Source organism: Streptomyces mirabilis, assembly GCF_039503195.1.
GTDB classification, from domain to species: domain Bacteria; phylum Actinomycetota; class Actinomycetes; order Streptomycetales; family Streptomycetaceae; genus Streptomyces; species Streptomyces mirabilis_D.
Map to the genome: position 1 here is coordinate 1,312,498 of NZ_JBCJKP010000001.1, position 26,277 is coordinate 1,338,774.

At 71.4% G+C, this 26,277-nt stretch carries 21 protein-coding genes; 7 read left to right on the forward strand and 14 right to left on the reverse strand.

Annotation, left to right across the window (positions count from 1 at the left end):
- Window positions 1-119: 119 nt before the first annotated feature.
- Entirely contained in the window at window positions 120-920 is an 801-nt protein-coding gene (locus AAFF41_RS06570) for a crotonase/enoyl-CoA hydratase family protein (protein ID WP_319745966.1), read from the reverse strand.
- Between the two features lie 187 nt (window positions 921-1,107).
- On the opposite strand from AAFF41_RS06570, the gene AAFF41_RS06575 reads away from it, so the two are divergent.
- Window positions 1,108-2,727, forward strand: a complete 1,620-nt coding sequence (locus AAFF41_RS06575; protein WP_343323647.1) for an acyl-CoA synthetase — start codon at window positions 1,108-1,110, stop codon at window positions 2,725-2,727.
- A 246-nt stretch (window positions 2,728-2,973) separates the two neighbouring features.
- On the opposite strand, the gene AAFF41_RS06580 is transcribed toward AAFF41_RS06575, so the two are convergent.
- A complete protein-coding gene (locus AAFF41_RS06580; protein WP_343323648.1) occupies window positions 2,974-4,518 on the reverse strand; it encodes an acyl-CoA synthetase in 1,545 nt (514 codons plus the stop codon).
- A 185-nt stretch (window positions 4,519-4,703) separates the two neighbouring features.
- On the opposite strand from AAFF41_RS06580, the gene AAFF41_RS06585 reads away from it, so the two are divergent.
- Window positions 4,704-7,127, forward strand: coding sequence for a penicillin acylase family protein (locus AAFF41_RS06585; protein ID WP_343323649.1), 2,424 nt, complete (start codon window positions 4,704-4,706; stop codon window positions 7,125-7,127).
- 65 nt (window positions 7,128-7,192) lie between these two features.
- Here the strand turns inward: AAFF41_RS06585 and AAFF41_RS06590 are convergent, their stop codons facing one another.
- The 8 genes from AAFF41_RS06590 to AAFF41_RS06625 all read right to left on the reverse strand — a co-directional run bounded on the left by AAFF41_RS06590 (window position 7,193) and on the right by AAFF41_RS06625 (window position 17,392).
- Window positions 7,193-8,743: an acyl-CoA synthetase gene (locus AAFF41_RS06590; RefSeq protein WP_343323650.1), complete on the reverse strand. Its 1,551-nt coding sequence runs from the start codon at window positions 8,741-8,743 to the stop codon at window positions 7,193-7,195.
- Window positions 8,740-9,852 (reverse strand): nitronate monooxygenase, encoded by a 1,113-nt coding sequence (locus tag AAFF41_RS06595; protein ID WP_343323651.1) that lies wholly within the window; start codon window positions 9,850-9,852, stop codon window positions 8,740-8,742. Before AAFF41_RS06595 ends, AAFF41_RS06590 begins: the two co-directional genes overlap by 4 nt.
- A gap of 129 nt (window positions 9,853-9,981) precedes the next feature.
- Window positions 9,982-11,541: a phytoene desaturase family protein gene (locus AAFF41_RS06600; protein ID WP_319745953.1), complete on the reverse strand. Its 1,560-nt coding sequence runs from the start codon at window positions 11,539-11,541 to the stop codon at window positions 9,982-9,984.
- A 213-nt stretch (window positions 11,542-11,754) separates the two neighbouring features.
- On the reverse strand, window positions 11,755-14,031 hold the full coding sequence (locus tag AAFF41_RS06605; RefSeq protein WP_343323652.1) for a serine/threonine-protein kinase: 2,277 nt from the start codon (window positions 14,029-14,031) through the stop codon (window positions 11,755-11,757).
- Window positions 14,032-14,093: 62 nt separating this feature from the next.
- Window positions 14,094-14,951 carry an oxygenase MpaB family protein gene (locus AAFF41_RS06610; RefSeq protein WP_319745948.1) on the reverse strand — a complete coding sequence of 286 codons (858 nt, stop codon included), beginning with the start codon at window positions 14,949-14,951 and terminating at the stop codon, window positions 14,094-14,096.
- A 9-nt stretch (window positions 14,952-14,960) separates the two neighbouring features.
- Complete coding sequence (locus tag AAFF41_RS06615) at window positions 14,961-16,151, reverse strand: acyl-CoA dehydrogenase family protein (protein WP_319745946.1); 1,191 nt, start codon at window positions 16,149-16,151, stop codon at window positions 14,961-14,963.
- A gap of 114 nt (window positions 16,152-16,265) precedes the next feature.
- The gene (locus tag AAFF41_RS06620) at window positions 16,266-16,877 is read right to left on the reverse strand and encodes a hypothetical protein (RefSeq protein WP_343323653.1); all 612 of its coding nucleotides are present in this window, start codon (window positions 16,875-16,877) and stop codon (window positions 16,266-16,268) included.
- Window positions 16,878-17,011: 134 nt separating this feature from the next.
- Window positions 17,012-17,392: a four-helix bundle copper-binding protein gene (locus AAFF41_RS06625; protein WP_319745942.1), complete on the reverse strand. Its 381-nt coding sequence runs from the start codon at window positions 17,390-17,392 to the stop codon at window positions 17,012-17,014.
- A gap of 115 nt (window positions 17,393-17,507) precedes the next feature.
- Here AAFF41_RS06625 and AAFF41_RS06630 point away from each other — a divergent pair, with 115 nt between their 5' ends.
- The gene (locus AAFF41_RS06630; protein ID WP_159055275.1) at window positions 17,508-17,795 is read left to right on the forward strand and encodes a DUF6479 family protein; all 288 of its coding nucleotides are present in this window, start codon (window positions 17,508-17,510) and stop codon (window positions 17,793-17,795) included.
- Here AAFF41_RS06630 and AAFF41_RS06635 read toward each other — a convergent pair.
- Window positions 17,792-18,193 carry a nuclear transport factor 2 family protein gene (locus AAFF41_RS06635; protein WP_319745940.1) on the reverse strand — a complete coding sequence of 134 codons (402 nt, stop codon included), beginning with the start codon at window positions 18,191-18,193 and terminating at the stop codon, window positions 17,792-17,794. The genes AAFF41_RS06630 and AAFF41_RS06635 overlap by 4 nt on opposite strands.
- 236 nt (window positions 18,194-18,429) lie before the next feature.
- Between AAFF41_RS06635 and AAFF41_RS06640 the strand changes: the two genes are divergently transcribed.
- Both AAFF41_RS06640 and AAFF41_RS06645 read left to right on the forward strand, forming a co-directional pair.
- Window positions 18,430-19,125 carry a type 1 glutamine amidotransferase domain-containing protein gene (locus AAFF41_RS06640; protein WP_319745938.1) on the forward strand — a complete coding sequence of 232 codons (696 nt, stop codon included), beginning with the start codon at window positions 18,430-18,432 and terminating at the stop codon, window positions 19,123-19,125.
- A gap of 331 nt (window positions 19,126-19,456) precedes the next feature.
- Window positions 19,457-19,951: a hypothetical protein gene (locus tag AAFF41_RS06645; RefSeq protein ID WP_343323654.1), complete on the forward strand. Its 495-nt coding sequence runs from the start codon at window positions 19,457-19,459 to the stop codon at window positions 19,949-19,951.
- On the opposite strand, the gene AAFF41_RS06650 is transcribed toward AAFF41_RS06645, so the two are convergent.
- Window positions 19,894-20,949, reverse strand: a complete 1,056-nt coding sequence (locus tag AAFF41_RS06650; protein ID WP_343323655.1) for a LacI family DNA-binding transcriptional regulator — start codon at window positions 20,947-20,949, stop codon at window positions 19,894-19,896. The genes AAFF41_RS06645 and AAFF41_RS06650 overlap by 58 nt on opposite strands.
- A 127-nt stretch (window positions 20,950-21,076) precedes the next feature.
- Between AAFF41_RS06650 and AAFF41_RS06655 the strand changes: the two genes are divergently transcribed.
- Window positions 21,077-22,231, forward strand: a complete 1,155-nt coding sequence (locus tag AAFF41_RS06655; protein ID WP_319745933.1) for a Gfo/Idh/MocA family protein — start codon at window positions 21,077-21,079, stop codon at window positions 22,229-22,231.
- 138 nt (window positions 22,232-22,369) lie between these two features.
- A complete protein-coding gene (locus AAFF41_RS06660; protein ID WP_343323656.1) occupies window positions 22,370-23,827 on the forward strand; it encodes an alginate lyase family protein in 1,458 nt (485 codons plus the stop codon).
- A 33-nt stretch (window positions 23,828-23,860) separates the two neighbouring features.
- On the opposite strand, the gene AAFF41_RS06665 is transcribed toward AAFF41_RS06660, so the two are convergent.
- Window positions 23,861-24,604, reverse strand: a complete 744-nt coding sequence (locus tag AAFF41_RS06665) for a GntR family transcriptional regulator (RefSeq protein ID WP_343326261.1) — start codon at window positions 24,602-24,604, stop codon at window positions 23,861-23,863.
- A gap of 136 nt (window positions 24,605-24,740) precedes the next feature.
- A complete protein-coding gene (locus AAFF41_RS06670) occupies window positions 24,741-26,234 on the reverse strand; it encodes a CoA-acylating methylmalonate-semialdehyde dehydrogenase (protein WP_319745931.1) in 1,494 nt (497 codons plus the stop codon).
- Window positions 26,235-26,277 lie beyond the last annotated feature (43 nt).

A 26,277-nucleotide genomic window follows, 5' to 3' on the forward strand; every position in this document is an offset into this window, starting at 1 on the left:
GGAAAGGGAGGATCGAGCACGTCCCCGAAGGCGGAACCCGGGCCCCCGGGTCTCCCCTCCCGGCCACAGAAGGCCGCTGTCACGTCCGCCGGTCCCGCGCACCGTCACGACCCCGGACGTCACGCGCGCCGATAGACGGGTGGGCGTTTCTCGGTGAAGGCTCGGGAGCCTTCCTTCGCGTCGGCCGTGTCGAAGATCGGCCAGCCGCGGGTCAGCTCGGCCGCGAGGCCCTCCGTCTCCGTCATCTCGGCGGTCTCGTACACGGACGCCTTCACCGCCTCGACGGCCAGCGGACCGCAGGCGTTGATCAGTTCGGCGATCTCGAGGGCCTTCGGCCGCGCCGTTCCGTCGGGCACGACGTGTCCGACCAGACCGATCCCGGCGGCCTCCCGGGCCGAGTACGGACGCCCCGTGAGGAGCATCTCCAGGGCGTGCGTGCGTGGGATCTGGCGTTGCAGGCGGACCGTGGAGCCGCCGATGGGGAAGAGCCCGCGCTTGACCTCGAAGAGTCCGAAGGTCGCCGACTCTGCCGCGACCCGGATGTCGGTGCCCTGGAGGATCTCGGTACCGCCCGCGACACAGTGACCCTCGACGGCGGCGATCACCGGTTTGCGGGGGCGGTGGTGGCGCAGCATCGCCTTCCAGTGCAGATCGGGGTCGGCCTTCAGCCGGTCCCGGTATTGCTGCCCCTCCATGCCCTGCCCGGCCAACGCCTTGAGGTCCATGCCGGCGCAGAAGGCGTCCCCGGCACCGGTGAGCACGATCGAGCGGATCGCGTCGTCCTCGTCGGCCTCGATCCAGCCGTCGTACAGACCGACGAGCATCGGCAGCGACAGCGCGTTCTTGGCCTCGGGCCTGTTGAGCGTGAGCACCAGTGTGGCGCCTTCGCGCTGCACGGTGAGGTGTTCCGTACCACCCATTGCCGTCCTCCCGTCAGACAGGCTCTCTGGAACGAGAACAGGTTGCAGGAGGCGCGGGACCAGTACAAGAGTTTTCTGACAGACAGTCAGATTTCTTCTGCGCGGGCCCTTCCCAGTTGTGGCGGGCTTTGCTCTGATGGCCGTCGAGCCGAGGGGCGGGACCGGACGCACGACGTCAGGAGGAGCGGTGGAGTACAACCTTGCCGACCTGTTCGAGTCGGTCGTCGACGTGGTTCCTGGCCGCGAGGCGCTCGTGTACATCGACCATCCGGGCACGGGCGCGGAGCGCCGTCTGACGTACGCGCAACTCGACGCGGCGGCCAATCGCGTCGCCCATCACCTGATCGACAGCGGCATCCGCCCCGGCGAGCACCTCGGACTGCACCTCTACAACGGCGTCGAGTACGTGCAGACCGTGCTGGGCTGCCTGAAGGCACGGATCGTGCCGGTCAACGTCAACTACCGCTACGTGGAAGAGGAGTTGGTCTACCTCTACCGGGACGCGGATCTGGTGGCGCTGGTCTTCGACACGGAGTTCACCGACCGGGTGGCGGCGGCACTGCCGCGGGCCTCGGCGCTGCGGCATCTCCTGCGGGTGGGGGGCGCGGCGACCGACGGGGCCTCCTTGCCCGCCCTGGACTTCGCCGAGGCCGAGGCCGCCGGATCCCCCGAACGGGGTTTCCCGCCGCGCTCGGCGGACGACCAGTTCATCATCTACACCGGCGGCACCACCGGCATGCCCAAGGGTGTGATGTGGCGCCAGGAGGACCTGTTCTTCTCCGGGCTGGGCGGCGGGGCCCCGACGGGCGAGCCGGTCAGGAAGCCGGAGGAGCTCGCCGAGCGGGTGGCGGCCGGCAGTGAGGGCATCACGTTCTTCCCCACTCCCCCGCTGATGCACGGCACGTCGACACTGACGGCGTTCATCGGGTTCAACTTCGGCCAACGGGTCGTGATCCACCGCAAGTTCGTCCCCGAAGAGGTCCTGCGGACGGTGGAGAGGGAGAGGGTCACCAGCATGTCGCTGGTCGGCGACGCGATGCTGCGCCCGCTGATCGACGCGCTGCGGGGGCCGATGAAGGGCACGGACTGCTCCTCGATGTTCAGCGTGTCCTCGTCCGGCGCGATCATGTCGGAGACGGTGCGCGAGCAGTTCCAGTCACTGGTCCCGAACGTGATGCTGCTCAACAACTACGGCTCCTCGGAGTCCGGCTTCAACGGCACCGCGACCGCGGACTCGGGGGCCGGACAGGGTTTCCGGCTCCGGGTCAACTCCCGTACGCAGGTCGTGGATCCGGCCACGTACGAGCCGGTCGCCGTCGGTGAGCCCGGCCGGGTCGCACAGCGTGGCCATGTCCCCCTCGGCTACTACAACGACCCGAAGAAGACCGCCGAGACCTTCTTCCAGAAGGACGACGAGCGGTGGGTGCTGCTCGGCGACATGGCGACGGTCGACGAGGAGGGCATCGTCACCGTCCTCGGCCGCGGCTCCCAGTGCATCAACACCGGTGGCGAGAAGGTCTATCCGGAGGAGGTCGAGCAGGCCCTGAAGTCCCATCCGGACGTGTACGACGCGCTGGTCGCCGGGGTGCCGGACGAGAAGTGGGGCAACCACGTGGCGGCGGTCGTCCAGCTCCGCGAGGGCGCGGGCAGTCCCTCGCTGGAGGACATCCAGATCCACTGCCGAAGCCACCTGGCCGGCTACAAGATCCCCCGCCAGCTCGTCATCACCGACACCATCCAGCGCTCGCCCAGCGGCAAGGCGGACTACCGGTGGGCGCGCTCGGTGGCGACCCAGGCGGCCCACTGACGCACAGGCCGGCGGGTTGCGGCCCACTGACGCATGTGCCGGAACCCGGCGGCCACCGCGACCGACAGCCGCAGCCCCGACACCAAGTGGCCCGCGATCGGCGTGCGGACGCGCTCGAAGGCGGGCGGGGCGAGGAACAGCGGTCCGTGGAAGCCCAGGTCGAGGAGAGCGCCCGTGCCGAGCCCGTCCCGGGGCGACCGGTGACGGTCGAACGCGACGGTCGTCGGCCGTCTCCGCCAGGGCGCCCTATCCCTGGGCGGTCTCGGCCCGTGCGTCCGCGAAGCGGTCCCTCAGCTCGCGTTTGAGGATCTTCCCGCTGGCGTTGCGGGGCAGTTCGTCCACGAAGATGACCTGCTTGGGCGCCTTGAAGGCGGCGAGCTTCTCGCGTGCGTGGGCCAGGAGTTCGGCCTCGGTGACCTCGGTACGGGCGACGACGACCGCCGTGACCGCCTCGATCCACCGCTCGTCGGGCAGCCCGACCACGGCCACCTCGGCGACGGCATCGTGTGTGTAGAGCGCGTCCTCGACCTGGCGCGAGGCGACCAGCACGCCACCGGAGTTGATGACGTCCTTCACCCGGTCGACGACGGTGAAGTAGCCCTCCTCGTCGCGCACGGCGAGGTCGCCCGAGTGGAACCAGCCGTCACGGAAGGCCTCCGCGGTCTCCTCCGGCTTGTCCCAGTAGCCCTCGCACAACTGCGGTGAGCGGTAGACGATTTCGCCCCGCTCCCCGTCGGGCACGTCCTTGCCGGCCTCGTCGACGACCCGCGCCTCGACGAACAGCACCGGCCGCCCGCACGAGTCCATCCGCCCCTTGTGCTCGTGGGGTCCGAGGACCATGGCCAGCGGTCCGATCTCGCTCTGGCCGAAGCAGTTGTAGAACGCCAGCTTCGGCAGCCGCTCCCGCAGCCGTTCCAGAACCGGCACCGGCATGATCGACGCCCCGTAGTACGCCTTGCGCAGTCCGCTCAGGTCACGGGTGGCGAAGTCGGGGCGGTGGGACAGTCCGATCCAGACGGTGGGCGGCGCGAACAGGCTGTCCGCGTGACCGGCCTCGACCAGGTCGAGGATCTGCCCGGCGTCGGGCGCGTCGAGGATCACGTTCACGGCGCCGACCGCGAGATAGGGCAGGAGGAACACATGCATCTGCGCCGAGTGGTAGAGCGGCAGCGAGTGCACGGGCAGATCGCCGGCCTGCAGATCGAGGGCGGTGATCGCGCTGAGATACTCGTGCACCAGCGCACGGTGGGTCAGCATGGCGCCCTTGGGCAGCGCGGTGGTGCCGGAGGTGTAGAGGAGTTGCGTCAGGTCCTCGCCGCGGGGCTCCGGTCCGTCGTACGGCGCTGTCGTGTCGAGTCGCGCGAGCAGCGCGTCGTCGCTGTCGCGCAGGGCGAGAACGCGGGTTCCCTCGGGGAGGTTCCCGGCCAGGTCCGGGTCGGCCAGGACCAGTCCGCAGCCGGCCTGTCCGACGATGTACGCGAGGTCGTCACCGGTCAGGTTCTGGTTGACCGGCACGTGCACCAGCCCGCCGCGCGCGCACGCGAGGAAGCCGATCAGGTACGCGTCCGAGTTGTGGCCGTAGGCACCGACACGGTCGCCCGGCGCCAGTCCCGAGGAGCGCAGCACCTGGGCCGCGCGGGAGACGGCCTCGTCGAGTTCGGCGTAGGTCCAGGACCGGTCGCGGTAGTGGATCGCGACGCGTTCGGGGGTCCGCCGGGCGCTGCGCCGCAGCACCCCGTCGACCGTGACGCTCCGGCCCGCCGCCACCGTGGGGTTCTGACCCGCCGTCATGACCTGCTCCTTCGTCCGACTGCTGTGCCGTGATCCTCGTTCCGGCCCGCGAACGGGGTCAAGCGTCCCGCGCCCTTGGCGCGAAGAGGATCAACCCCGCCGTGAAACGTACTGACACCAGGTCACACGTCTGTGGCTGTTGTTACGCTCAACCGCCCCTTCCCTCAATGATGTCGGGAGGCACGATGCGCATCCGCCCCGGACGGTTCGCTGTCCTGGCCGTAGCCCTGCTCACCGCCTCGGCCGCGCTGCCCGCGACCGCCGCGAACGGCCAGGAGCGTCAGCACTCTCCGTCCCACCCGTCCTCCGGCGGTCTGTCCGCCGTGATCCGCTACACCGAGTACGGCATTCCGCACATCCTCGCCAAGAACTACGCGGACCTCGGCTTCGGCACCGGCTGGGCGCAGGCCGCCGACCAGGTGTGCAGCCTCGCCGACGGGTTCGTGACCGTACGCGGAGAACGCTCCCGCTTCTTCGGTCCCGACGCGGCACCCGACGGTTCGCTGTCCTCGGCGGCCGAGAACCTCTCCAGCGACCTCTACTTCCGCGGCGTGCGTGCCACGGGCACCGTGGAGAAACTGCTCGCGGAGCCCGCGCCACGGGGTCCGAGCCGCGATTCCAAGGATCTGATGCGGGGCTGGGCGGCCGGCTACAACGCCTGGCTCGCCCAGAACCGGATCACCGATCCGGCCTGCCGGGGCGCCTTCTGGGTCCGGCCCGTGACCGCCGTGGACGTGGCCGCGCGTACCTTCGCGCTGGCGGTGCTCGGCGGTCAGGGCCGCGCGGTCGACGGCATCACGGCCGCGCGGCCGCCCGCGACGACCGCCGCGCGTACCGCCGTCGGCATACCCGACCCACAGAGTGCCGCGCGCGCCGCCCGAAAACTCCTCGACACCGCCGACATGGGGTCCAACGCGGTCGCCTTCAGCGGTGCCACCACGGCCAACGGCCGCGGGTTGCTGCTCGGCAACCCGCACTATCCGTGGCAGGGCGGCCGTCGTTTCTGGCAGTCGCAGCAGACGATCCCCGGAGAGCTGAACGTGGCGGGCGGCGCGCTGCTCGGCTCCACCACGGTCTCCATCGGGCACAACGCACGGATGGCCTGGAGCCATACCGTCGCCACCGGTGTCACGCTCAACCTCCATCAGCTGACGCTGGATCCGGCCGACCCGACGACCTACCTGGTGGACGGGAAGCCGGAGCGGATGACGAGGCGAACCGTGACCGTCGAGGCGCGGGGCGGCCCGCCCGTCACCCGCACCCAGTGGTGGACCCGCTACGGCCCGGTCGTCACCTCGCTGGGCGCGGGACTCCCGCTGCCCTGGACCTCCACGACGGCGTACGCCCTCAACGACCCCAACGCCGAGAACCTGCGCGCCCCCGACACCGCCCTCGGCTTCGGCCGGGCCCGCGACACGGCCGACGTCCTCACGACGCTGAGGCGCACACAGGGGCTGCCCTGGATCAACACGATCGCCGCCGACTCGGGCGGACACTCGCTGTTCACGCAGTCGCAGGTCCTCCCGCGCATCACCGACGAGTTGGCCCAGCGCTGCTCGACGGCGCTCGGCAAGGCCCTCTATCCGTCGTCGGGTATCGCGGTCCTCGACGGCTCCCGCGGCGAATGCGCGCCGGGCAGCGACCCCGACGCCGTACAGCCCGGGATCTTCGGGCCCGCGCACATGCCGGTCCTCAAGGACGCGCCGTACGCGGAGAACTCCAACGACAGCGCCTGGCTGGCCAATACGGACCGGCCGCTCACGGGGTACGAACGGGTCTTCGGGCCGATCGGCTCGCCGCTGTCGAGCCGTGCGCGCGGCGCGAAGGCGGACGTGTCCGCGATGGCCGCGAAGGGCGAGCTGACCGTACGGGACCTACAGGCGCAGCAGTTCGCGAACCGGGCGACCTCGGGTGACCTCATCGCCGCCGACACGGCCCGTGCCTGTGCCGCGCTGCCCGGTGGGACGGCGACGGGCAGCGACGGCAAGGCCGTCGACGTGAGTGAGGCGTGCGGTGTGCTGAAGACGTGGGACCACTCGATGAAGACCGGCAGCCGGGGCGCACTGCTCTTCGACCGGTTCTGGCGGCGGCTGACCGCCGTGACCGCGCCCGCGCAGCTCTGGAAGGTGCCGTTCTCGGCGGCGGACCCCGTACACACGCCGAACACGCTCAACACGCAAGCGCCCGGCGTGGCCACGGCCCTCGCCGACGCGGTGAGCGAGCTGCGGGCGGCGGGCATCGCGCTGGACGCGACGCTCGGCGCGCACCAGGTCGTCGTCCGCGGCGATCGACGCATCCCCGTGCCGGGCGGCACGGAGTCGCTCGGCGTGTGGAACAAGGTCGAGCCGGTGTGGGACGCGGCGGCCGGCGGCTACACCGAGGTCACCACGGGGTCCTCGTACATCCAGGCCGTCGGGTGGGACGGCGGCCGTTGCCCGGTCGCCCGTACGCTGCTGACCTACTCCCAGTCCTCGAACCCGAACTCGCCGCACTTCAGTGACCAGACGCGGCTGTTCTCCGAGGGGAAGTGGGTCACCTCCCGGTTCTGCGAAAAGGACATCCTGTCCTCGCCCGGGCTGCGGGTGATCCGCGTGGGCGAGCACCGCTGACGGCAGCGGGGTGGTCCCTGCCCGCGCGGGCGCGGACCACCCCGGTCACACATCCCGCTCCGCTGTCACACCGCTCGCGCACGGCCCTCCCAATAGGGATCCCGCAGACGCCGCTTGTACAGCTTCCCGTTCGGGTCGCGCGGCATCGACTCGATGAAGTCGACGCTCTTGGGGCGCTTGTACCCGGCGAGCAGGCGCTCGCAGTGGGCGAGGATGTCGACGGCGAGGGCCGGGCCCGGCTCATGACCCGGGGCGGGCTCGACGACGGCCTTGACCTCCTCGCCCCAGTCGTCGTGCGGGATGCCGAAGGCGGCCGCGTCGGCGACGGCGGGGTGGGAGAGCAATGCGGCCTCGATCTCGGCCGGGTAGATGTTGACCCCACCCGAGATGATCATGTCGATCTTGCGGTCACGGAGGAAGAGATAGCCGTCCTCGTCGAGACAGCCCAGGTCACCCACGGTGAAGAAGTCGCCGATGCGGTTCTTCTTCGTCTTGCTCTCGTCCTTGTGGTACGAGAATCCGCCGGTGCTCATCTTCATGTAGACGGTGCCGAGTTCACCGGGCGGCAGCCGGTTGCCGTCGTCGTCGAAGACGGCGAGTTCGCTGATGGGCCAGGCCTTGCCGACCGTGCCGGGCTTCTTCAGCCAGTCCTCGGTGGTCGCGAAGGCGCCGCCGCCCTCACTGGCCGCGTAGTACTCCTCGACACTGTGGCCCCACCACTCGATCATGGCCCGTTTCACATGGTCCGGGCACGGGGCGGCGCCGTGGATGGCGTGCCGCATCGAGGAGACGTCGTAGCGCGCCTTCACCTCGTCGGGGAGGGCCAGCAGCCGGTGGAACTGGGTCGGGACCATGTGGGTGTGGGTGCAGGCGTGGGCGTCGATGACGCGGAGCATCTCCTCGGGCGTCCACTTGTCCATCAGCACCAGGCGGTGCCCGATGTGCAGGGAGGCGCCCGCGAACTGGAGTACGGCGGTGTGGTAGAGCGGTGAGCAGACCAGGTGCACGTTGTCGTCGAACGGCCTGATGCCGAAGATGCCGAGGAAGCCGCCGAGGTACGACTCCTCGGGGAGCTTGCCGGGCAGCGGGCGCCTGATGCCGCGGGGGCGGCCCGTGGTGCCCGAGGTGTAGTTCATGACCCAGCCGAGGGTGCGGTCGGCGGGCGCCGAGTCGGGCTGAGCGTCGAGAAGTTCGGCGTACGGCCGGAAGCCGGCCACGGTGCCCACCGCGTACCGCTGCGTCGCGGGAAGCCTCGCCTCGTCCGCGGCGTGACGGGCGGCGTCGGCGAACCGTTCATGGGCGATCAGCACCTTGGCGCCCGAGTCGGAGACGATCCAGGCGATCTCGGGGCCGACGAGGTGGTGGTTGACCGGCACCAGGTAGAGGCCGGCCTGGGAGGCGGCGAGGTAGGCGACGAAGAACTCGACGCCGTTGGGCAGGACGACCGCGAAGGCGTCGCCGCGTTCGAGTCCCGCGGCGCGCAGACCGTGGACGAGTCGATTGGCCGCGGCGTGCAGCCGGCCCGCGGTCCACTCGTCCCCGTCCGGGGTGATCAGGATCGTCCGCCCGGGGTCGGCGGTGGCCTGGGCCCAGAAGCCGTTGGGTGCGGTGCTCATGACTGTTCGCCCCTTCCCGCGATCCGGTTGACGCGGTCGACGGCCCGCTCGAAGCCGCTCGTCAGGTCGTCGAAGACGGCCTGGACACTGCGCTGGCTGTTCATCCGGCCGACGATCTGCCCGACCGGCGTCCCGAGCAGCGGTTCCACCTCGTACTTCTGGATCCGGGAGACCGCCTCGGCCACCAGCAGCCCCTGGAGCGGCATGGGGAGTGTGCCCGGGCCGTTCGGGTCGTCCCAGGCGTCGGTCCACTCGGTGCGCAGCTGGCGCGCGGGCTTGCCGGTCAGCGCGCGCGAGCGGACGGTGTCGCCGGACCCGGCGGCGAGCAGCTTGCGGGTCACGGCGGGCGCGTGCATGTCCGCTTCCGTGACGGTCAGCCACAGGGAGCCGAGCCACACCCCCTGGGCGCCGAGGCTGAGGGCGGCGGCCACCTGTTGTCCGCTGCCGATGCCGCCCGCCGCGAGTACGGGCAGCGGGGCGACGGCGTCGACGACTTCGGGGGTGAGCACCATCGAGGCGATCTCGCCGGTGTGGCCGCCCGCCTCGTAGCCCTGTGCGACGACGACGTCGATACCCGCCTCGGCGTGTTTGCGCGCGTGCCGGGCGCTGCCCGCGAGGGCCGCGACGAGCACCCCGCGCTCGTGGGCGCGTGCGACGACGTCGGCGGGCGGTGAGCCCAGCGCGTTGGCGAGCAGTTTGATCGGGTAGTCGAAGGCGACGTCGAGCTGGGTGCGGGCGACCTGTTCCATCCAGCCGGTGATGCGCCAGCCGGACGCCTCGCCCTCGGCGAGTTCGGGCACGCCGTACTTGGCGAGAGTGTCCTTGACGTACTGCCGGTGCCCCTCCGGGATCATCGCCTCGACGTCGGCCTCCGTCACCCCCTCGACCTTCTTCGCGGGCATGACGACGTCCAGGCCGTACGGTTTGCCGTCGACGTTCGCCTCGATCCAGTCGAGGTCGCGTTTGAGGTCGTCGGGGGCGGTGTAGCGGACCGCGCCGAGCACACCGAATCCGCCCGCGCGACTGATGGCCGCGGCGACGGCGGGAAACGGCGTGAAGCCGAAAATGGCGTGCTCGACTCCCAGTTTCTTGCTCAGCTCCGTCTGCATGGCCGCAGAATGCCGCAGTCCTCCGGACGAGGGAAGGCCTTTTCTGATGCTCCGTCAGTTTTCTGGCCGGTCCCTCGACGGAGTTCCGGGCCTCGCGCCGCGCCGGCGGCACACGACCGAACGGCGGAGCTAGTCGTTCGCGCCCTCCAGTACGGCCATGGCCGCGTTGTGCCCGGGCACCCCGCTCACGCCGCCGCCGCGCACCGCGCCCGCCCCGCACAGCAGGACGTTCGCGTGCCGGGTCTCGACGCCCCAGCGGCCCGTGCCCTCCTGGGCGTACGGGAAGGCGAGGTCGCGGTGGAAGATGTTGCCGCCGGGCAGCCGCAGGTCACGCTCCAGGTCGAGCGGGGTCTTCGCCTCGATGCAGGGCCGGCCGTCCGCGTCGGTGGCCAGGCAGTCGGCGAGCGGTTCGGAGAGGTGCGCCTCCAACTGCGCCAGGGTCGACTTCAGCAGCTCCGCCCGTACGGCGTCGTTGTCCCGCTCGAACAGCCGGGCGGGTGTGTGGAGGCCGAAGAGGGTGAGGGTCTGATAGCCCTGGTCGACCAGGTCCTGGCCGAGGATGCTCGGGTCGGTGAGGGAGTGGCAGTAGATCTCGGAGGGCGGTGCGGTGGGCAGCTCACCGGACGCGGCCTGCGCGTGGGCGGTCGCCAACTGCTCGTAGCCCTCCGCGATGTGGAACGTGCCGGAGAACGCCTCGCGTGCGTCGACCGAGGTGTCGCGCAGCCTCGGCAGCCGCTTGAGCAGCATGTTGACCTTCAGCTGGGCGCCCTCGGCGGGGGTGGGCGGTTCGTCGCCCGTGAGGTGCGCGAGTTCCTGCGGCGAGGCGTTCACGAGGACGTGCCGGGCCGGGACGACGCCCTCGCCGTCCGCGGTGCGGTAGGTGACCTCGGCGGCCCGCCCGTCGGTCTCGATGCGCACCGCCTCGTGGCCGGTGGCGACCACCGCGCCCGCGGTGCGCGCCGCCGCGGCGATCGCGTCGGTGAGGGCGCCCATGCCGCCGACCGGCACGTCCCAGGCGCCGGTGCCGCCGCCGATCACGTGGTAGAGGAAGCAGCGGTTCTGGCGCAGGGACGGGTCGTGGGCGTCCGCGAAGGTCCCGATGAGCGCGTCGGTGAGGACGACACCGCGTACGAGGTCGTCGGCGAAGTTCTCCTCCACGGCGACACCGACCGGCTCCTCGAAGAGGACCCGCCAGGCCTCCTCGTCGTCGATGCGGGCGCGGAGTTCCTCGCGGGTGGGGAGCGGTTCGGTGAGCGTCGGGAAGACCTGCTGGGCGACGCGGCCGGTCATGCCGTAGAAGCGCTGCCAGGACTCGTACTCGCGGTCCGAGCCGGTCAGACGCGCGAAGGCCTCGCGGGTGCGGCGTTCGCCGCCGCCGACGAGCAGGCCGGTGGGCCGTCCGCCGCGTTCGACGGGCGTGTACGAGGACACGGTGCGGCCACGCACGCGGAAGTCGAGGCTCAGATCCCGCACGATCTTCCGGGGCAGCAGGCTGACCAGGTAGGAGTAGCGCGACAGCCGGGCGTCGACTCCGGCGAACGGCCGGGTGGACACGGCGGCGCCGCCGGTGCTCCCCAGGCGCTCGAGCACCAGCACGGATCGGCCGGCCCGGGCCAGGTAGGCGGCGGCGACGAGTCCGTTGTGGCCCCCGCCGACGATCACGACGTCGTATCCCTCGTGTGCAGGCATGGTTCTTCGTAGCACGCGATGATCCAGAACGGCCAGAGGTACGCGGCACCCGGCGGGCATCCGGACGGGGCACGGCGCCGGCGTCCGGACCGGGCACGAGCGCGGGCAGCCGCGCCGGCGTGGCCTTCGCCACCGCCGACCACGACACCGCCGTACGGCCGGTGCCGTCCCTCGAACAGGGCGAGCGCAGCGCAACCCTCGCACGGGAGTCCCTCAGCCTCCCCGGGCCGCCCTCTGCTGCCGCAACGCGGCCACTCGGCGGTACAGCTCCACCGCTTCCTGGCCCCGGCCCAGTTGCTCCAGGCAGTGTGCCTCGTCGTTGCGGCTGGCCAGGGCGTCGGGGTGGTCGGCGCCGAGGACACGTTCGCGGGCGGTGGCGACGCCCCGGTACTCGGTGAGGGCGTCGGACCAGCGGCCCAGCCAGCCGAGGCCGACCGCGACCTCGCGGCGGCTGACGAGGGTGTCCGGGTGCTCGGGGCCGAGCACACGCTCGCGGATGGCCCACACGTCACGGGACTCGGCGAGCGCCTCCTCCCAGCGCGCCATCCGGCCCAGGTTGACGCCGAGGCCGTGCCGGGCGCGCAGGGTCTCGGGGTGGGCGGGGCCGTGCACTCGGGTGCGGTCGTCGATCAGGTCCCGGTACAGCTCCAGGGCCTGCGCGCTGCGACCGAGCCGGCCGAGACTGATGCCGACCTCGTAGCGGGCGGAGAGGGTGTCCGGGTGGTCGGGGCCGAGGGCCTGGGCTCGTGCCTCGGCCACTTCCCGGTAGGTCTGCAACGCCTCGGGCCAGTGACCCAACTGACCGAGCGCGTAGGCGACTTCGTACCGTGTCACGAGCGTGTCGGGGTGGTTCGCACCGAGCACCCGGGCCCGCGCGGCGGCGACCTCGTTCGCCATCCGGTACGAGTCCTCCAGGCGGCCCAGCCTGCTCAGGTTGAAGGCCAGGTTGTGGCGGCAGCGGAGGGTGTCGGGATGGTCGGGGCCCATGGCACGCTCCCGGACGGCGAGCACCGCGGTGTACGCCTGGTGCGCCTCGAAGTGACGGCCCAACTGGCCCAGTACGTACGCCATCTCCTGCCGCGCGGCCAGGGTGTCGGGATGGTCGGGGCCGAGTGCCCGCTCCCTGCCCCGGGCGACCCGCGCGTACTCGCGCAGCGCTTCGGCGGCGCGTCCGGTGCGGCTGAGGGTGAAGCCGACCTCGTAGCGGCTGGCGAGGGTGTCGGGGTGGTCGGGGCCGAGGACGTGCTCGCGTTCGGCGGCGACCGCGCGGTGCACCTCGCCCGCCTCGGTCCACCGGCCGAGCCGCCCGAGGCTCAGTCCGGCGTTGTGCCGGCCCGTCAGGGTGATGAGCGACTCCGGTGCGGGAGTGGGGCGTTCGACGCGCTCCGGCACCTCCGGTGCGGACGTGGCCGGGCGCGCCGTCCATTCGCCGGTCAGGCCCGCCGCCGCGTCCGGCGGGGCGCCGCCCAGTCCGGCACCGGTCGCCTTGTGGCCCGTGGTCATGCCCCGGGTCCAGGAGGGCAGCCGGGGTTCACGCGAGGAAGAGGGTGCGGGACCCCTCGTCGAGGGTTCCCACATGCGCCGCTCGTCGGCGGGACGCCCGATCGCGGGGGACACGACCGTCGGCACGTACACCGGAGTCGTACGCCCCGTGCCGATGCGCCGACCGAGCTCGCGCGCGTCCTGCGGGCGCCTCTCCGGCTCCTTGGCCAGCAGATCCAGGATGATCCGCTCGAAGTACTCGGGGAGCTCGGCGCGGTGGTGGCGCGGCGGCTCGGGAGGCGTGTCACGGTGGCCGACGAGGATCGCCCACGCGTCGTCCAGGTCGAACGGCGGTGCCCCGGTGGCGATTTCGTAGAGCACACATCCGAAGGAGTACAGATCACTGCGCTGGTCGACCTGGGCACCGCTGATCTGCTCCGGCGACATGTAGTGCGGGGTGCCCATGGCGATGCCGGTGCCGGTCAGCCGGGCGGTGAAGCCGATGTCGTGGCCGAGGCGCGCGATGCCGAAGTCGCAGATCTTCACCGTGCCGTCGGCCAGCCGCATGATGTTGGCGGGCTTCAGGTCGCGGTGCACGATGCCCTGTTGGTGGGTGTAGGCGAGGGCCCCGGACACCTGGTCGGCGATGTCGACGACGTCGGCGACGGGGAGCGGATGCTGCTTGTTGTCCTCCAGGAGCTGGCTGAGGTTGCGGCCCTCCAGCAGCTCCATCACCAGGTACAGCACCCCCTCCGACTCGCCGAAGTCGTGCACCACGGTCACCCCGCGGTGTTGCAGCGCGGCGGCCACCCGGGCCTCACGCCGGAATCTCTCCCGCAGCACACGGGTGAACGACTGATCGTGGTGCGGGCCGAGCGGTTTGAGGCACTTCACGGCCACCTGCCGTCCCAGCGACTCGTCGCGGGCGCGCCACACCTCACCCATACCTCCTCGCCCGATCAGATCGAGCAGTCGGTACCGGCTCTGGATCAGCCTGGTCTCCGCCATCTCGTGCGATCGCCCCCGTCGCTGCTCGCCGCGCCCTCCCCTGGCCCGTCCAGTATGGCGAGTTATCTGCCGACTTTGTACGGCGCCGGTCGGGAGCCGGGGCCGAGCCGCGCCATGGCCCGCAGAATGTGTTTGGGCGGGAGTTGCCAGCGAAGACGTGCGGGAACGCAGCGCAGCAAGGTGCCCGTGACACGCAGGCGCCGGGTCACCGTCGAGGGGGCCGGCGCGGGTCTGCCGTACAGCTCGTGGGCGTACGGCGGCAGAGCGGCGTACGCCAGCTGCGCCACGCGCCGCCACAGCAGGGCGCGCGCCGGGACGAGCAGCGAAGGGGTCGGCGGGTGCGACAGGAAGTCGTCCACGTCCCGTGCCTCGGGCCCGGCGGCGAGCTCCGGCAGCACCTTCTCGAAGTAGGCGGCCAGCTCCGCCCGACTCGCCGGTACGTCGGTGGGGTCGAGGCCCACCAGGCGTGCGCTGACCCGGTGTTCGTCGATGTACCGGTCGGCGTTCGCGTCCGTCAACGGGAACCCCGAGCGGCGCAGGACGTGCAGATAGGAGTCGATCTCGGCGCAGTGCACCCACAGCAGCAGCTCCGGCTCGTCGATCCGGTACCGCTCCCCCGTGTCCGGGTCGGTGGCCTTGAGCAGGGTGTGGATCTTCCGGACCCGGGCGCCGGCCTGCTCGGCGGCCTCGGTGGTGCCGTACGTCGCCGTGCCGACGAAGTTCGCGGTGCGCATCAGGCGGCCCCAGGCCTCGCGCCGGAAGTCGGAATTCTGCAGGACGCCCCGGACGGCGCGGGGGTGCAGGGCCTGGAGGTAGAGCGCGCGGATGCCGGCGACCCACATCATGGGATCACCGTGCATCTGCCAGGTCACCGAGGAGGGACCGAACAGTCCCTGGTCACCTGTGCGAAGCGCGTCCACCCCGTCAGGCTAACGCCGGACCCGCGGCATCCCCAGTCCGATCCACGAGATGATTTCGCGCTGGATCTCGTTGTTCCCGCCGCCGAAGGTGAAGATCACCGCCGAGCGGTAGCCGCGTTCCAGCTCGCCGTGCAGGACGGCGCCCGTGGAGCCCTCCTTGAGGACGCCGGGCGCGGCGACGATCTCCATGAGCCAGGCGTACGCGTCCCGGCGGGCCTCGGAGCCGTACACCTTGACCGCGGAGGCGTCCTGCGGGGTGAGGGTGCCCTCCTGGACGGCGTTCACCATCTGCCAGTTGAGGAGCTTCATCGCGTCGAGTCTGGCGTGGGTCTGGGCGAGGCGGCGGCGCACCCAGGGGAGGTCGGCGACGCGGCGGCCGTCGGCGAGCTTGGTGTCCATGGCCCAGCGCTGGACGTCGTGCAGGGCGCGGATCGCCATGGTGCCGTGTGCGGCGAGGGTGACGCGTTCGTGGTTGAGCTGGTTGGTGATCAACCGCCAGCCCTTGTTCTCCTCGCCCACCCGGCGCGAGACGGGGACGCGGATGTTCTCGTAGTAGCTGGCGGTGGTGTCGTGCGAGGCGAGGGTGTTGATGAGGGTGCAGGAGTAACCGGGGTCGGAGGTCGGCACGAGGAGCATGGTGATGCCCTTGTGGGGTGGGGCGTCCGGGTCGGTGCGCACGGCGAGCCAGACCCAGTCGGCGGTGTCGCCGTTGGTCGTCCAGATCTTCTGCCCGTTGACGGTGTAGTGGCCGGTGGCCTCGTCGCCGTCCCTTACGGCCCTGGTCTTGAGCGCCGCCAGGTCCGTCCCCGCGTCGGGCTCGCTGTAGCCGATCGCGAAGTCGATCTCGCCGGAGAGGATCCTGGGCAGGAAGTACTCCTTCTGCTCCGCGGTGCCGAACCGCATGATCGTCGGGCCGACGGTGTTCAGCGCCATCAGGGGCAGCGGTACGCCCGCCTGGGCGGCCTCGTCGAAGAAGATGAACTGCTCCATCGGGGTCAGCCCGCGCCCGCCGTACTCCGTGGGCCAGCCCACCCCGAGCCAGCCGTCCCTGCCGAGCCGCCGGATCGTCTCGCGGTAGAACCGTTTCTGGGCGGCCGGGTCGTCGTATCGGGCGTAGGCGTGGTCGGGCACCAACTCGGCGAAGTAGCCGCGCAGTTCGGTCCGCAGCCGCTGCTGTTCTGGCGTGTATTCGAGATGCACGGCGCCTCCTGGCTCCCCAAGGCCGGACCTGACGGCGCACACCGTAGAACGTGTTTCAGAAATTGTGAATGCCGAAGACAGCGGCGTCCCGACCGCGCCCCTCCCGGGGGCCCCTCATCCCGGGAACCCGTCCGAGGCGTCGGCCGGGCGGCCGTACTCCCAGACACGGTCGAACTCGGCCTGGAAGTGCTGGTACCAGTGCCCGTCGCGGTCGGGGCGCAGGGTGAACACGGCGTCCCCGCTGGCCGAGCTGTGGGAGTGGACGTCCACGTAAATGATGCCGCCCGGCCGCCGCGGGTCCAGCAGGACCAGCCCGAAGGCCGGCACGAACGGCAGGAACCTCACCTCGACCCTGTCCCTCACCCCTGGCTTCTCGAGCAGTTCTCGCAGGAGGTCGATCGAGGTGCGCAGTCGGTTCTGGTACACCTCGGGCCGGTGGGGGATGGTGCTGCGGCGCGCGGCCTCGGCGGGCGCGGTGCCGGAGGGGTCGATGAGCGCGATCCTGATCACGGATCCGGATACGGCTCGACGCTCCAGCTCGTCGATCGAGTTGCGGAGCGTGCGGGCGAGGGTCACTCCGACGATGCCGATGTCCCGTGCCCCACGTATCTGTTGGACGAGTTCCGGCTTGTCGCCACTGAAGAAGTCCTCCGCCGAAATGTCGCCGACGGCGCGGGCACGCACCTCCGCCGCCAGCTCGGCGACCTGTCGACGGCTGCCCAGCATAGATTTCCAGGTTCTCGCCGGAGGAGAGATCGTGCCGAACGCGCCCCAGAAATCGCATGCGGGCCATCGTCCGCACCGCGGCGCCGGTCCGTCAACGACGCCGTACCCGAACTCCGGGGCGGAGCGTCAGGGATTCAGCCGCGGCTCAGTGTGGCGAGGAAATCCGTGCAGGCCTCGGCGCACGCCCGGCAGGACTTGGCGCTGTCCTGCCCGCCCGGGTGCTCGTCGAAGACGTCCGCGCACTCGCGGCAGACGGTACGGCACCACTCGACCTGGACGCGGATGCCTGCCGTGTCCCGGCGGGCCTCCTCCGCCAGCACACGACAGGTCGCGTCGCACACCTCCACACACAGAAGGCCTTTGCGCCGTACGAGTTCCTGCTCCCTCGGCCCGTCCGGATCCACCGTGCTCGCCCGCAGCGCACAGGCACGGGCGGCCTCGGCGCAGGCCTGCGCACACTCGAAGCGGTCCTCCAGGAATCGGATGAGTTCTTGCTGGGATGTCATTGTCGTCACCGCGGGCGGGTAGCCGCGGGAAGACCCGTCAAACCCCGCACCTCAGGGCCTGGCGGCCGCCCTCCGGGGCGGGCTCACCCGGTTCATGCGCATGACTTCGGGTACTCGGGGGCGCATGAGTGCCATGGATACGGATGGGACAGTGCTCGCCGCGGCCCAGGGTCTGCTGATCATCGGGCCGCTCGCCGTGGGCGTCGTGCTGGTGGCGGTGCTGGTCGGTGTCGTGTGGTGGGGCCGCCGCAAGCGGCAACAGCAGCCGCCCCCGCCCCGCCCGGAGGAACAGCCTCGCCTGCCCGACAGTGGCCCGGTCCACGAGGTCAGGGAGCACCGCGAGCCCAACGAACTGCCCCCGAGCGAGCACCGACTGACCCCGCACGAGCTGAAACGAACGAACGGTTCCTAGCCGCCCATCGCCTCCGCCGCCTCGCGTGAGATCCGCTCGAACTGGGCACCCATCGCCTCGGAGAGCGCCTGGGCCGCCGAGAGCGGGCGGACCATCACCATCAGGTCGTCGATCCTGCCGTCCTCGTCGAAGTGCAGGAAGTCGCAGCCGTTGAGCTCCTTGTCGCCCACCTTCGCGGTGAAGAGGAGCGCGTGGTCGCGACCGTCGGCACCGGCGATCTCGCGTACGTAGCGGAAGTCGGTGAAGACACGGGAGACGCCCCGCAGGATGGCCGCGGTGATGGCCTTCCCCGGGTACGGCTTGAAGGCGACGGGGCTGGTGAACACGACGTCGTCGGCCAGCATCTCCTCGATCGCGGTGAGGTCGCCCGCCTCTACGGCCTTCCGGAAGGGGTGCATGCCGGCCCCGCCTCTCGCACTCAACTAATTGATTAGGTTACGAGCAGAGTAGTGGGGGTGGCGTCCGGCGTCCAGGCATTGGCATTCCTATGGCTGCGACGACGCTCCCTATTGGTCACCTATGCCAGAGCCGCTTACGGTCGAGAACATCGCCGCCGCGACGCACTGGGTCAAGTGCGTCGGGGCGTACGACAGGAACGACCGGCAACGCCCCCGCACCCTCGGAGAAACGCACCATGTCGAAGATTCTCTTCGTGATCACCGGCGTCGACCACTGGACGCTCGCCGACGGCACCCGCCACCCGAGCGGCTTCTGGGCCGAGGAGGCCGTCGCCCCGTACGAGGCGTTCGAGGCCGCGGGCCACGAGGTCGTCGTCGCCACGCCCGGCGGCGTCGTGCCGACCGTGGACAAGGGGAGCCTGGCTCCCGAGGTCAACGGTGGCCAGGAGGCCGCCGACCGCATCGCCCACGCCCTCGCGTCGATGACCGCGCTCCAGCGGCCGGTCAAGCTGGCGGAGGTCGACCTCGCCGACTACGCGGCCGTCTTCTACCCCGGCGGCCACGGCCCGATGGAGGACCTGGCGGTCGACGCGGACTCGGGTCGGCTGCTCACCCTCGCGCTGGAGTCGGGCAAGCCGCTCGGTGTGGTGTGCCACGGTCCGGCCGCGCTGCTCGCCGCGACGAAGGAGGACGGCACCAACGCCTTCGCGGGCTACCGGGTCTCCGGGTTCACCAACGCCGAGGAGACGCAGGCCGGTCTCGCCGACAAGGCGAAGTGGCTGCTCCAGGACCGGCTCGTCGAGGCGGGCGTCGACTTCCAGGAGGGCGAGCCGTGGGCCCCCAAGGTAATCGTCGACCGCAACCTGGTCACCGGCCAGAACCCGGCGTCCTCCGCCCCCCTCGCCGCCGAACTGCTGAAGCGGCTGCCCTGACCCTCAGGGGGCCAGGGCCTGTCCGGCGGATCACGCGGCAGACGCGTGGCCTGGCACCTGCACGGCCGAACCGCCACGGCCCCACCGCCGAGTCAGACGGACAGCAACTCGGCGGTGGGGCCGTGGCGGACCAGGCGACCCGAATCCAGCAGGTGCAGTCACGCAGGGTGAGATGCCAGAGCCTCTCGCCGCGGGCGGTGGCGGCCTCGATGTAGCCGGACTGCGCGAGGGGGCCGCCGCGCCCGCGACGAGCCGTGCGGCGTAGGGGACTCCGAGGACGACGGCCGCGGTGTTGACGGCCAGGCGTCCACCGTCCGGCCAGGCCAGCGCGATGAGCATGATGCCGAGGACCCGCGGCAGCAGGACGACCACGTCGGCCGTCCGTTCCACCGCCCGGCCGAGCGCGGGACGCAGCCGTCCTCGTGATCCTCGTCGATGCCTGGGCCTGCTCGGGCAGGACGCGGCGGTCGTCGACAGCGCCCGGACGATGCTGTTCGCCCTGGCGCACGGACTGCTGCCCTGTCTGTGGTTCCAGGCCATCCGCCGGTTCACCGTCGGGATGCGGCGCCCGCAGGCACCGCTCCAGATCACCGTGGCGTCCATCGCCGTGAACGCCGGCCACGGTTTCCGGATCACGCTGATCGGCTACTGCGCCGTCGGGCTGCCCGCCGCGTGGCTGGAAGCCCACCCGCTCGGCCTCGACACCGTCGGCATCTGGCTCGGTCTGCTCACCGGCCTCGCCACCACCGCCGTACTCCTGCCGCGCCGCTACTCGGCGTCCCTCACCGCCCGCACCGCCGTCGCTCCGGCGCCGGCGCCCGCCTGACCGAGTGGGGGTGCCGTCGTGCCGCGGACCTCGAGGGCCGGGGCGGTGAGGACCACCTCGCCCGGGCGGGCGGGGTCGGCGATCCGGTCGAGCAGACACTGCGCGGCACGGCGGCCGACGTCATGGCCGGCGCTGTCCACGGTGGTGAGCCACAGGTGCCGCAGCCGGGAGAGGTAGGTGTTGTCGTAGCCGACGAGGGAGAGGTCGCGCGGCACCTGGAGGCCGAGTTCCTCGGCGGCCGAGAGGGCGCCGACGCAGGCGATGTCGTTGAACGCGAAGACGGCGGTGGGCCGTTCGCGGGCGCTGAGCAGCCGGACCGTGGCACGGTAGCCGCCCTCCTCGGTCAGGTCGCCCTGCTCCACGACCGCCTCCGCGGCCAGTCCGTGCTCGCGCATGACCGCCTCGAAGCTGCGGCGGCGCAGCTCACCGACCACCCCCCGCCCCGCGATGTGCGCGATCCGGCGGTGGCCGAGGCCGATGAGGTGCTCGGTGGCCAGGCGGGCGCCGCGCTCGTCGTCGTTGGCGACGACGTCGACGCCGGGCAGCTCGGGCTCCCGGGCGCCCGCGACCACGGTGGGAATCTGCCCGGCCGCCGCCCGCAGCGCCTCGGCGGCCGGCAGGGTGCCGACGGCGATCAGACCGTCGACACGCAGGTCCACGAAGGTACGGGTGAGGTCCTCGCCCAGACGCCGGTTGAGATGGCCGTCGGCGAGCAGCATGTGCAGGCCCGAGTCGTGCAACCGGGAGTTCAGACCGTCCAGCAGCTCCACGAACCAGGGGTTGCGCATGTCGTTGAGGAGCACCCCGACCGTACGGGTGCGCCGCTCGCTGAGGCTGCGCGCCGCGGCGTTGGGCCGGTAGCCGAGCTCCTCGACGGCGGCCAGCACGGCCTGCCGCTTCTCGTCACGGACCTGGTCGGAGCCGCGCAGCACGAGGGAGACCAGCGACTTCGACACTCCGGCCCGCTCGGCGACATCGCGAATCGTCGGTGCTCTCATGGTCTGCGTGGCTCCATTCCTGGACCGTTCCATACGGCGGGCGAGCTTGTCAAAGGGCTTGACACGCACTGCAGAGGCCTTCAATGTGAGCCGGGAAATCGTTGGACCGGTCCAAAGAGGGGCAGTCATGGTGCGTACGCTCGGCGTTGCCGTCGTGGGGTTCGGCTGGATGGGACGGGTGCACACCCAGGCGTACGCCCGCGTGCCCCACCACTTCCCCGGGCTGTCCCTGCGGCCCGAACTGGTCGCCGTCGCCGACGAGGTGCCGGGCCGGGCGGAGGAGGCCGCGGCCCAGTACGGCTTCGCCGCCGCCCACCGCGACTGGCGCGAGGTGGCCGCCGATCCCCGGGTCCGGGCGGTGAGCATCGCCGCGCCGAACTTCCTGCACCGCGAGATCGGCCTCGCCATGGCCGAGGCGGGCAAGCACATCTGGATCGAGAAGCCGGTGGGACTGACCGCCGAGGACGCCCGAGCCGTGTCGGACGCGGTCACCAAGGCCGGGGTCCAGGGCACGGTCGGCTTCAACTACCGGGGCGCGCCCGCCGTCGCCGCCGCCCGCGAACTGATCGCCTCCGGCGAGATCGGCACCGTCACCCATGTCCGCATCCGCCTGTTCAGCGACTACGCGGCCCATCCCGAGGGCGCTCTGACCTGGCGCTACGAGCGGGAGCGCGGCGGCAGCGGCGTCCTCGGCGACCTGGCCTCGCACGGCGTCGACCTGGCGCGCTTCCTGCTCGGCGAGATCGAGGCGCTGACCGCCGACACCGCGATCTTCCTGCCTCGCCGGGCCCGCCCGACCGGCGCCACCGCCGGTCACACCCGCGCGACGGGCGGCGAACTGGGCCCGGTGGAGAACGAGGACTACGTCAACTGTCTGCTGCGCTTCGCCTCCGGTGCGCGGGGCGTGCTGGAGGCCTGCCGGGTCTCGGTCGGCGAGCAGAACAACTACGGCTTCGAGGTGCACGGCACCAAGGGCGCGGTCTTCTGGGACTTCCGGCGCATGGGCGAACTGGGCGTCAGCAGGGGTACGTCGTACCAGGACCAGCCCGTCAGCACGGTGTACGTCGGCCCCGGGGACGGCGAGTACGCGGCCTTCCAGCCGGGTTCCGCGAACAGCATGGGCTACGACGATCTCAAGGTCATCGAGGCCCACCACTTCCTGCGGTCGATCGCCGAGAACACTCCGTACGGCGCGACGCCGGCCGACGCGGTGCACAGCGCGGCCGCGCTGGACGCGATGTCCCGCTCCGCCGAGCAGGGCACGTGGGTGCCTCTGGCATGACGGGGCGGTCGCGATGGCCGGATCGGTCATCGCGACCATGCGGGAAGGCCTCTGGGAGACTTTCTGTTATCAGCCGCGTTCCACGGCGTCTCCTGTGCGTAGGCATCCCCGGGCACCGAGCGCTAAGGAACCACGTCAGTGACAGCACAGATCAGTCGCCGGAACATGCTGAAGATCGCCGGTGCCACCGCGGCCGGCACCGCGTTCGCGGCGCCCCCGGCAACGGCGGCGGACGGTGCCTTCGCGCACCCCGGGATGCTGCACACCCGGGCCGATCTGCAGCGCATGGCGACCCGGGTGAAGGCCGGCGCGGAGCCCTACACGGCCGGCTTCGCCAGGCTGACGGCCAACCGGCACGCCCAGAGCACCTGGACGGCCAACCCCCAGGCGACCGTCTACCGCGGCTCGGGCACGCCCGAGAACTACGTCACGCTCTACAACGACATCCACGCCGCCTACCAGAACGCCCTGCGCTGGCACATCACCGGAGACACCGCGCACGCCGACACCGCCCGCGACATCCTCAACGCCTGGTCGGCCAGGCTGACGAGGCTCGACGGCAGCGCCGACCGGTTCCTCGCCTCGGGTCTCTACGGCTACCAGTTCGCCAACGCCGCCGAGCTCGTCCGCGGTCACGACGGCTTCGAACTGGCCCGGTTCCAGAAGATGATGCTCGACGTCTTCCACCCGGTGAGCGAGGACTTCCTCGCGCACCACAACGGCTCCTACGTCACCAACTACTGGGCGAACTGGGACCTGACGAACATCTCCTCCGTCCTCGCCATCGGCATCCTGTGCGACGACCGCGCGAAGGTCGACCGCGCCGTCGAGTACTTCAAGCACGGCGCGGGGATGGGCTCCGTCAAGAACGCCATCCCGGTCGTGTACGCCGACGGCCTCGCCGAATGGGCAGAGGCCGGCCGCGACCAGGGTCATGCCCTGCTGGGCGTCGGCCTGATGGGCACCATCTGCGAGATGGCCTGGAACCAGGGCATCGACCTGTACGGCTACGACGACAGCCGCTTCCTCAAGGGCGCCCAGTACGTCGCCAAGTGGAGCCTCGGTGGAGACGTGCCCTACACCTCCTACACCCGGAAGAAGGGCGCGCCCGGCATCTGGTCCGGTTCGGAGACGGCGTCCGCGGCGGCGGCCGTCGACCCGGCCATGGCCCGGCCGATCTGGGCCATGATCGCCAACCACTACACCCAGCGCCGGGGGCTGGACGCGCCGCACCTCACGAAGATCTCGGCCCGGTTCGCGCCCGAGGGCGGCGGCGGGGACTACGGCCCCCACAGCGGCGGCTACGACCAACTCGGCTTCGGCACCCTGGCGTTCAGCCGGCCCCGGGCCACCGCCGCAGAGGCGACGGCGTCGCCGACGCCCACCGCCGGTGGGTCCGGTACGTCGCCCTCCGGCGGCGCGTCCGCCACGCCCTCCTCCTCCGCGAGCCCCCTCGGCGGGAAGGGCGGCGACCTGGCCGCCACCGGTTCCTCCGACCTGCCGGCCTGGACGGCCGCCACCGGCGTCGCCGCCCTCGCGGGGGGCTTCCTCCTGCTGCGCCGCCGCGACCGGGCCCGCCGCGACACCGGGGAGTGACGGACGGGCGGGCGCCCGTCGGTCGCGGCGCGCTCAGGTGCGGAGCAGCAGCTGGAACTCGAAGGCGTACCGCGAGGAGCGGTAGATGTGGGTGCCGTACTCGACCGCGCGGCCGGTGTCGTCGTAAGCCGTGCGCTGCATGGTGAGCAGGGCGGCGCCCGCCGGTTCGTCCAGCCGCTCGGCCTCCTCCGGCGAGGCGGAGCGGGCGCCCACGGACTGGCGGGCGCTGTGCAGGGTGATCCCGACGGCCCGCATCATGCGGTACAGGCCGGTCGACTCCAGCCGGGTGGTGTCGACGTCCAGCAGCCCTTCCGGGATGTAGTTGCACAGGGCCGCCACGGGCCGGTCGTGGGTGAGGCGCAGCCGCTCCACACGGTGCACCGCGCCGCCCTCCGCGATGCCCAGGGCCGCCGCGACCTCGGCGGACGCGGGCTCGACCGCGTTGTGCAGCACCTGGGTCGTGGGACGCTGTCCGGCGTTCTCCAGGTCGTCGTAGAGGCTGCTGAGCTCCAGGGGGCGTTTGACCTGGCTGTGCACCACCTGGGTGCCCACGCCCCGGCGGCGGACCAGGAAACCCTTGTCGACCAGGGTCTGGATGCCCTGACGGACGGTGGGGCGGGACAGGCCGAGGCGGCCCGCGAGCTCGACCTCGTTGCCCAGCAGGCTGCCCGGGCTCAGCACACCGCGCTCGATCGCGGCCTCCAGTTGTTGCGCGAGCTGGTAGTAGAGCGGTACGGGGCTGTTGCGGTCCAGCGCGAAGTCCAGGCCCACGGGCATCGCGGCCGCTGCTCGTGGGGTCCGGGCGGTCCGGCGGACGGGAACCCTTGCCATCGCATCGTCCTGACGGTAGGTCCTGAGGGCGGCCGGTGCGGGAGTCGAGGGGATCCGTCCCCGCACCGGCCGCCACTGCGAGTCAGGAGTGGCTGGGGAAGCCGAGGTTGATGCCCGCGTCGGCCGGGTCGGGCCACCGCGTGGTGATCACCTTGCCCTGGGTGTAGAAGGCGATGCCGTCGTTGCCGTAGATGTGCAGGTCGCCGAAGAGGGAGTCCTTCCAGCCACCGAAGGAGTGGTAGCCGACCGGCACCGGGATCGGCACGTTGATGCCGACCATGCCCGCCTGGACCTCCAGCTGGAAGCGGCGGGCGGCGCCACCGTCCCGGGTGAAGATCGCGGTGCCGTTGCCCCAGCGGGAGGCGTTGATGAGCTTGATGGCGTCGTCGTAGGTGTCGGCGCGCACCACGCACAGCACCGGGCCGAAGATCTCGTCCTTGTACGCGTCCGCCGTCACCGGGACCTTGTCGAGCAGCGAGACACCGAGGAAGAAGCCGTCCTCGTGACCGTCGACGGAGTAGCCGGTGCCGTCGACGACGACCTCGGCGCCCTGGGCCGCCGCGCCGGCGACGTACGACGCCACCTTGTCGCGGTGCTCGCGCGTGATCAGCGGGCCCATCTCGGAGGCGGGGTCGTCGCCGGGGCCGATGCGCAGGCTCTTCGCCCGCTCGGCGATCTTGCCGACCAGCTCGTCGCCGGTGTCGCCGACCGCGACCACGACCGAGACCGCCATGCAGCGCTCGCCGGCCGAGCCGTAGGCGGCGTTGATCGCCTGGTCGGCGGCGAAGTCCAGGTCGGCGTCGGGCAGGACGAGCATGTGGTTCTTGGCACCGCCCAGCGCCTGTACGCGCTTGTCGTGCTCGACGCCCTTGAGCTGGATGTACTTGGCGATGGGCGTGGAGCCGACGAAGGAGACCGCGACGACGTCCGGGTGCTCCAGGAGACGGTCCACCGCGACCTTGTCGCCCTGCACGATGTTCAGCACACCGTCCGGCAGCCCGGCCTCGGAGGCCAGCTCGGCGAGCCGGAAGGAGGCCGACGGGTCCTTCTCGCTCGGCTTGAGCACGAAGGCGTTGCCGCAGGCGATGGCGAGCGGGAACATCCACATGGGCACCATGGCCGGGAAGTTGAACGGCGTGATGCCGGCGACGACACCCAGCGGCTGGCGGATCGAGGCGACGTCGACCCGGGTCGAGACCTGGGTGGACAGCTCGCCCTTGAGCTTCTCGGCGATACCGCAGGCCAGCTCGACGATCTCCATGCCGCGGGCGACCTCGCCGAGCGCGTCCGAGTGCACCTTGCCGTGCTCGGCGGTGATCAGCTCGGCGATCTCGTCGCGGTGCGCGTCGAGCAGTTCGCGGTACTTGAAGAGGATCGCCGTGCGCTTGGCGAGCGAGGCGCTGCCCCAGCTCTCGTACGCCGACCTGGCGTTGGCGACGGCGGCGTCCACCTCGTCGACCGAGGCGAAACCGACCTGCTTCTCCTGGACGCCGGTGGCCGGGTTGTAGACGGGACCGAAGCGTCCGGAGGCGGACTCGACGGGCTTGCCGCCGATCCAGTGGGTGATGGTCTTCATGGTGCGGGGGCCTTTCGGTGGCGGGGCAGGCGAAGAGGTCGGG